The organism is Pseudomonas sp. PA-4-8C, from assembly GCF_021606625.1.
GTDB lineage: Bacteria > Pseudomonadota > Gammaproteobacteria > Pseudomonadales > Pseudomonadaceae > Aquipseudomonas > Aquipseudomonas lactis.
Window position 1 is genome coordinate 53,824 of the sequence record NZ_WKCD01000010.1, and the last position, 6,000, is coordinate 59,823.

A 6,000-nucleotide genomic window follows, 5' to 3' on the forward strand; every position below is an offset into this window, starting at 1 on the left:
GTTGGAAAAAAGCGCAATTATTGCTTGACTTGAAGGGCGTGAAACAGAAGAATCCAAAGTCCGCTGTATCGGGACTGCCAGAAGCAGGCCCGCTCAGCAGATCATGAGGCGCACATCCGCGCCGACCTGTAACACCCGCAACGCGTTACCTCGCGCTGGGTGGGAAAAGCCCGCAACACTTGGGACGATCCCAATACTTGCTCAGTCAGTGCTGACGTAGTCGGCGACCACCGTCGCTCATGCTCTGTTGAGAAGTAAACCTATTAAGACCCGTCGGTTTTTAACGGACGGTATTCTGGCGTTTTAGAGGTGAACAACGTGGAGCTTTTATCTGGCGGTGAGATGCTCGTCCGCTTTTTGCGTGACGAAGGCGTCGACTATATCTACGGGTACCCAGGTGGTGCTCTGCTGCATGTCTACGACGCACTGTTCAAGGAACCGGCTGTTACCCACATCCTGGTTCGCCACGAACAGGCCGCGACCCATATGGCTGACGGTTACGCCCGTGCCACCGGTAAAGCCGGCGTGGTACTGGTAACGTCCGGCCCAGGCGCAACCAATGCCATTACCGGCATCGCGACTGCCTATATGGACTCCATTCCGATGGTGATCATCTCTGGTCAGGTGCCTAGCACTATGGTCGGCACCGATGCATTCCAGGAAACCGACATGATCGGTATTTCCCGGCCGATCGTGAAACACAGCTTCATGATCAAGCATCCCTCGGAAATCCCGGATGTCATGAAAAAGGCGTTCTACCTTGCCCAGTCCGGTCGCCCGGGCCCGGTAGTGGTCGATATCCCGAAAGACATGACCAACCCGGCCGAGAAGTTCGAATACGTCTTCCCGAAAAAAGCCAAGCTGCGTTCCTACAGCCCGGCCGTGCGTGGGCACTCGGGGCAAATCCGCAAGGCGGCAGAAATGCTCCTGGCGGCCAAGCGCCCTGTGCTGTACTCCGGTGGTGGCGTGATTCTGGGTGGCGGTTCTGCTCCGTTGACCGAACTGGCCAAGCTGCTCAACCTGCCGGTGACCAACACCCTGATGGGCCTCGGCGCATTCCCGGGTTCGGACCGTCAGTTCGTCGGCATGCTCGGTATGCACGGCAGCTACACCGCCAACCTCACCATGCACCACGCCGATGTGATCCTGGCCGTGGGCGCGCGGTTCGATGACCGGGTGATCAACGGCGCGAGCAAATTCTGCCCGAATGCCAAGATCATCCATATCGACATCGACCCGGCGTCCATCTCCAAGACCATCAAGGCCGATGTGCCGATCGTGGGTCCTGTAGAAAGCGTACTGACCGAAATGGTCGCTGCGCTCAAGGACATCGGCGAAACGCCGAACAAGGAATCCGTTGCCAGCTGGTGGAAGCAGATCGACGAATGGCGCGGTGATCGCGGCCTGTTCCCTTACGACAAGGGCGACGGCAGCATCATCAAGCCGCAAACCGTGATCGAAACCCTGTGCGAAGTGACCAAGGGCGACGCCTTTGTGACCTCCGACGTAGGCCAGCACCAGATGTTCGCGGCGCAGTACTACAAGTTCGACAAGCCTAACCGCTGGATCAACTCTGGTGGCCTGGGCACGATGGGCTTTGGTTTCCCTGCGGCCATGGGTGTGAAGCTGAGCTTCCCGGATGCCGACGTTGCCTGTGTGACGGGCGAAGGCAGCATCCAGATGAACATCCAGGAACTGTCGACGTGCCTGCAGTACGGCCTTCCGGTGAAGATCGTCTGCTTGAACAACGGCGTACTGGGCATGGTTCGTCAGTGGCAGGACATGAGCTACGGTAGCCGTCACTCCCATTCCTACATGGAATCGTTGCCAGACTTCGTCAAATTGGTTGAAGCCTATGGCCACGTCGGCATTCGCATCAACGATCTGAAAGATCTGAAGCCGAAAATGGAAGAGGCGTTCGCCATGAAGGACCGCCTGGTGTTCATCGATATTCAGGTGGATACCAGCGAGCACGTCTACCCGATGCAGATCAAAGACGGCTCTATGCGCGACATGTGGCTGAACAAGACGGAGCGTACTTAATCATGCGGCATATTATCTCCCTGCTTCTGGAGAACGAACCCGGCGCTCTGTCTCGTGTTGTCGGCCTGTTTTCGCAACGCAACTACAACATCGAAAGCCTGACCGTGGCCCCAACCGAAGACCCGACCCTGTCGCGCCTGACGTTGACCACCGTGGGTCACGATGAGGTGATCGAGCAGATCACCAAGAACCTCAACAAGCTGATCGAAGTGGTCAAGCTGGTCGACTTGTCGGAAAGCGCTCACATCGAGCGCGAACTGATGCTGGTCAAGGTCAAGGCCACGGGTGCCCAACGTGCCGAGATCAAACGCACTACCGATATTTATCGCGGGCAGATCGTCGATGTGAGCGCCAGCGTTTATACCGTTCAACTGACCGGTACCAGCGACAAACTGGACAGCTTCATCCAGTCGATCGGGACGGCCTCGATTCTGGAAACCGTACGCAGTGGTGTCACCGGGATTGCCCGTGGTGACAAAGTACTCAGCATCTAACCCAATTAGCGAATGGCCTTACGGCCTGGATATATAGAGGAACCTCATGAAAGTTTATTACGATAAAGATTGTGACCTGTCGATCATCCAGGGCAAGAAAGTCGCCATCATCGGCTACGGTTCCCAGGGCCACGCCCAAGCGTGCAACCTGAAAGATTCCGGCGTTGACGTGACTGTTGGCCTGCGTAAAGGCTCGGCCACTGTTGCCAAGGCTGAAGCTCATGGCCTGAAAGTGACTGACGTTGCTTCTGCTGTTGCGGCTGCCGACTTGGTCATGATCCTGACCCCGGACGAGTTCCAGTCCTCGCTGTACAAGAACGAAATCGAGCCGAACATCAAGAAGGGCGCCACCCTGGCCTTCTCCCACGGCTTCGCGATTCACTACAATCAGGTTGTGCCACGCGCTGACCTCGACGTGATCATGATCGCGCCGAAAGCACCGGGCCACACCGTGCGCTCCGAGTTCGTCAAAGGCGGCGGTATCCCTGACCTGATCGCGATCTACCAGGATGCGTCGGGCAACGCCAAGAACGTTGCGCTGTCCTACGCTGCTGGTGTGGGTGGCGGTCGTACCGGCATCATCGAAACCACTTTCAAGGACGAGACCGAAACCGACCTGTTCGGCGAACAAGCCGTTCTGTGCGGTGGTACCGTTGAGCTGGTAAAGGCTGGTTTCGAAACCCTGGTTGAAGCTGGCTACGCGCCGGAAATGGCCTACTTCGAATGCCTGCACGAACTGAAGCTGATCGTTGACCTCATGTACGAAGGCGGCATCGCCAACATGAACTACTCGATCTCCAACAACGCCGAATACGGCGAGTACGTGACCGGCCCTGAAGTAATCAACGCCGAGTCTCGCCAGGCCATGCGCAACGCCCTGAAACGTATTCAGGACGGCGAATACGCCAAAATGTTCATCAGCGAAGGCGCTACCGGCTACCCTTCGATGACCGCCAAGCGTCGTAACAACGCCGCTCACGGTATCGAAGTCATCGGCGAGCAACTGCGCTCCATGATGCCGTGGATCGGTGCCAACAAGATCGTCGACAAAGCCAAGAACTAAGTCGTACGCATCGAGGGAAAGCGCGGCTTAGGCCGCGTTTTTTCGTTTGGAGGGCCGGTTCTGGTATAAAGCTGCATCGTTTGCAGGCGAACAGTCGCTGCAAGTATCTGTCGAATTTTTTTCACACCGTTGCAAGGTAAAGTCCATGAGCGAACGTCCCGAAGAGCCACATCAGGCTTCCGACGCCGAAAGCATGCTGCCGATCGATGAACATGTCGAAGAAGGGCATGACGCCGAAGGCCGCAAGGTCCGGCATCGTGGCATCTATCTGCTGCCCAACCTGTTCACCACGGCGAACCTGTTTGCCGGCTTCTATTCCATCATCAACTCCATGAGTGCCCAGAGTGCGCTGGCGGCGGGTGATGCGGCGAGTGCCAGCAAATACTTCGGTTTTGCCGCGATCGCAATCTTCGTGGCCATGGTGCTCGACGGCCTGGACGGGCGTGTGGCGCGTATGACCAATACCCAAAGTGCCTTCGGCGCCGAGTACGACTCGCTGTCGGACATGGTTGCCTTTGGTGTCGCTCCCGCACTGCTGGCGTTTGCCTGGGCATTGGGTGACATGGGCAAGGTCGGCTGGATGGTTGCCTTCATCTATGTCGCGGGCGCCGCTTTGCGCCTGGCGCGCTTCAACACCCAGGTGGGGACTGCCGACAAACGCTACTTCATCGGCCTTGCCAGCCCGGCAGCGGCGGGTGTTGTCGCGGGGATTGTCTGGGCGTTCAGTGACTACGGGATTCAAGGGTCGAAGATGTCGTTCCTGGTTGCCCTGATGGTGGCGGCGGCCGGCATGCTGATGGTCAGCAATATCAAGTACAACAGCTTCAAGGAGTTCGACCTCAAGGGGCGCGTGCCTTTCGTGGCCATCCTTGTCGTGGTGCTGGTGTTCGCGGTCGTGTTCAGTGATCCACCGCGTATCCTGCTGCTGGCGTTCCTGGCCTACGCCGCTTCGGGCCCTATTCAGTACTTGTTGCGTCTGCGTCGGGACAAAACATTGCCTTAATGTAATTTCCCCCATACTCCGCAGTCTATTGGTGCATCAGTTCTCCAACGCTGCGGAGTTACCATGTTAATCAAATTACCCAAAGCGTCCGATTGTCACGAATCGGATGTCACGCCTGAATCTTTCTACCTCTCTCGCCGCAGCCTGCTCGGCGGTGCGCTTGCCGGTATTGCCGCCAGCAGCTTGCCGCGTTGGGCCAGTGCGGGCGATGCTGCGCGGTATGCCGACGTCGAGCCGGGCAGCGCGCCCGGCTGGTTTACCGAAAAACTTCCGAATACGAAGTGGCAGGCGGTGACGGTCAAGGATGAGGCCATCACGCCGTTCAAGGACGCCACCCACTACAACAACTTCTATGAGTTCGGGACAGGCAAGGGCGACCCGGCGACGAATGCGGGCTCGCTCAAGACGCAGCCCTGGAGCGTGGTGATAGATGGTGAAGTCGCAAAGCCTGGGCGCTATGCTCTGGAGGACTTCATGAAGCCCTATGAATTGGAAGAGCGCATCTACCGCCTGCGTTGTGTCGAGGCATGGTCCATGGTGATTCCGTGGATAGGCTTTCCCATCTCGGCGTTGCTCAAGCAGGTCGAGCCAACCTCCAAAGCCAAGTACATCCGTTTTGAAACCCTTCAGGATCCCAAGAGCATGCCTGGGCAACGCTCAAGTTTCGGCTTGATCGACTGGCCTTATGTAGAAGGGCTGCGCCTGGATGAGGCGATGAATCCGCTGGCGATCCTCGCTGTGGGTATGTATGGGCGGGAGTTGCCCAACCAGAATGGTGCGCCTTTGCGTTTGGTGGTGCCGTGGAAGTATGGCTTCAAGAGTGTGAAGTCCATCGTGCGGATCAGCCTGGTCAGTGAGCAGCCGAAAACCACCTGGCAAAGTATTGCGGCTGATGAGTATGGGTTTTATGCGAATGTGAACCCTACGGTGGATCATCCACGCTGGACCCAGGCGCGGGAGCGCCGTCTGCCGAGCGGCCTGTTTAGTCCGAATGTGCGCGAGACGCAGATGTTCAATGGCTATTCGGATGAGGTCGCTTCTTTATATACAGGCCTCGATCTGCGGAAGAACTACTGATGCGCTATCCCATCTGGCGCATCGGCGTGTTTGTAGCCGCCGCAGTGTGGCCATTGCTCTGGTTGTATGAGGCGTGGAGTTCCGCGCTGGGGCCTGACCCTGGCAAGGTGCTCGTCGATCGATTGGGTTTGGGAACGTTGATTCTGTTGCTGATCACACTTGCCATGACGCCGCTGCAGAAGTTGAGCGGTTGGGCGGGGTGGATAGCGGTGCGTCGACAGTTGGGCCTGTGGTGCTTCGCTTATGTCGTGCTGCACCTGGCGGCCTATTGTGTGTTTGTCCTGGGGCTGGATTGGTCGCAGCTCGGCGTAGAGTTGAGC

Annotated in this window: 5 protein-coding genes and 1 pseudogene; all 6 read left to right on the forward strand. The window is 57.6% G+C overall.

Annotation, left to right across the window (positions count from 1 at the left end; all coding sequences use genetic code 11):
• The first annotated feature begins 318 nt into the window (after positions 1–318).
• Positions 319–2,043: an acetolactate synthase 3 large subunit gene (locus tag GIW04_RS03645; RefSeq protein ID WP_003194133.1), complete on the forward strand. Its 1,725-nt coding sequence runs from the start codon at positions 319–321 to the stop codon at positions 2,041–2,043.
• Positions 2,044–2,045: 2 nt separating this feature from the next.
• Complete coding sequence (gene ilvN / locus GIW04_RS03650) at positions 2,046–2,537, forward strand: acetolactate synthase small subunit (RefSeq protein WP_003176102.1); 492 nt, start codon at positions 2,046–2,048, stop codon at positions 2,535–2,537.
• Positions 2,538–2,583: 46 nt separating this feature from the next.
• Positions 2,584–3,600, forward strand: coding sequence for a ketol-acid reductoisomerase (ilvC, locus tag GIW04_RS03655; RefSeq protein ID WP_003194132.1), 1,017 nt, complete (start codon positions 2,584–2,586; stop codon positions 3,598–3,600).
• A gap of 145 nt (positions 3,601–3,745) precedes the next feature.
• Positions 3,746–4,603 carry a CDP-diacylglycerol--serine O-phosphatidyltransferase gene (gene pssA, locus GIW04_RS03660; protein ID WP_003194131.1) on the forward strand — a complete coding sequence of 286 codons (858 nt, stop codon included), beginning with the start codon at positions 3,746–3,748 and terminating at the stop codon, positions 4,601–4,603.
• A 63-nt stretch (positions 4,604–4,666) separates the two neighbouring features.
• Positions 4,667–5,680, forward strand: coding sequence for a protein-methionine-sulfoxide reductase catalytic subunit MsrP (gene msrP, locus GIW04_RS03665; protein WP_003194130.1), 1,014 nt, complete (start codon positions 4,667–4,669; stop codon positions 5,678–5,680).
• Positions 5,680–6,000: pseudogene (locus GIW04_RS03670) on the forward strand (ferric reductase-like transmembrane domain-containing protein); the annotation flags it as partial. The gene msrP and the pseudogene GIW04_RS03670, both read left to right, overlap by 1 nt.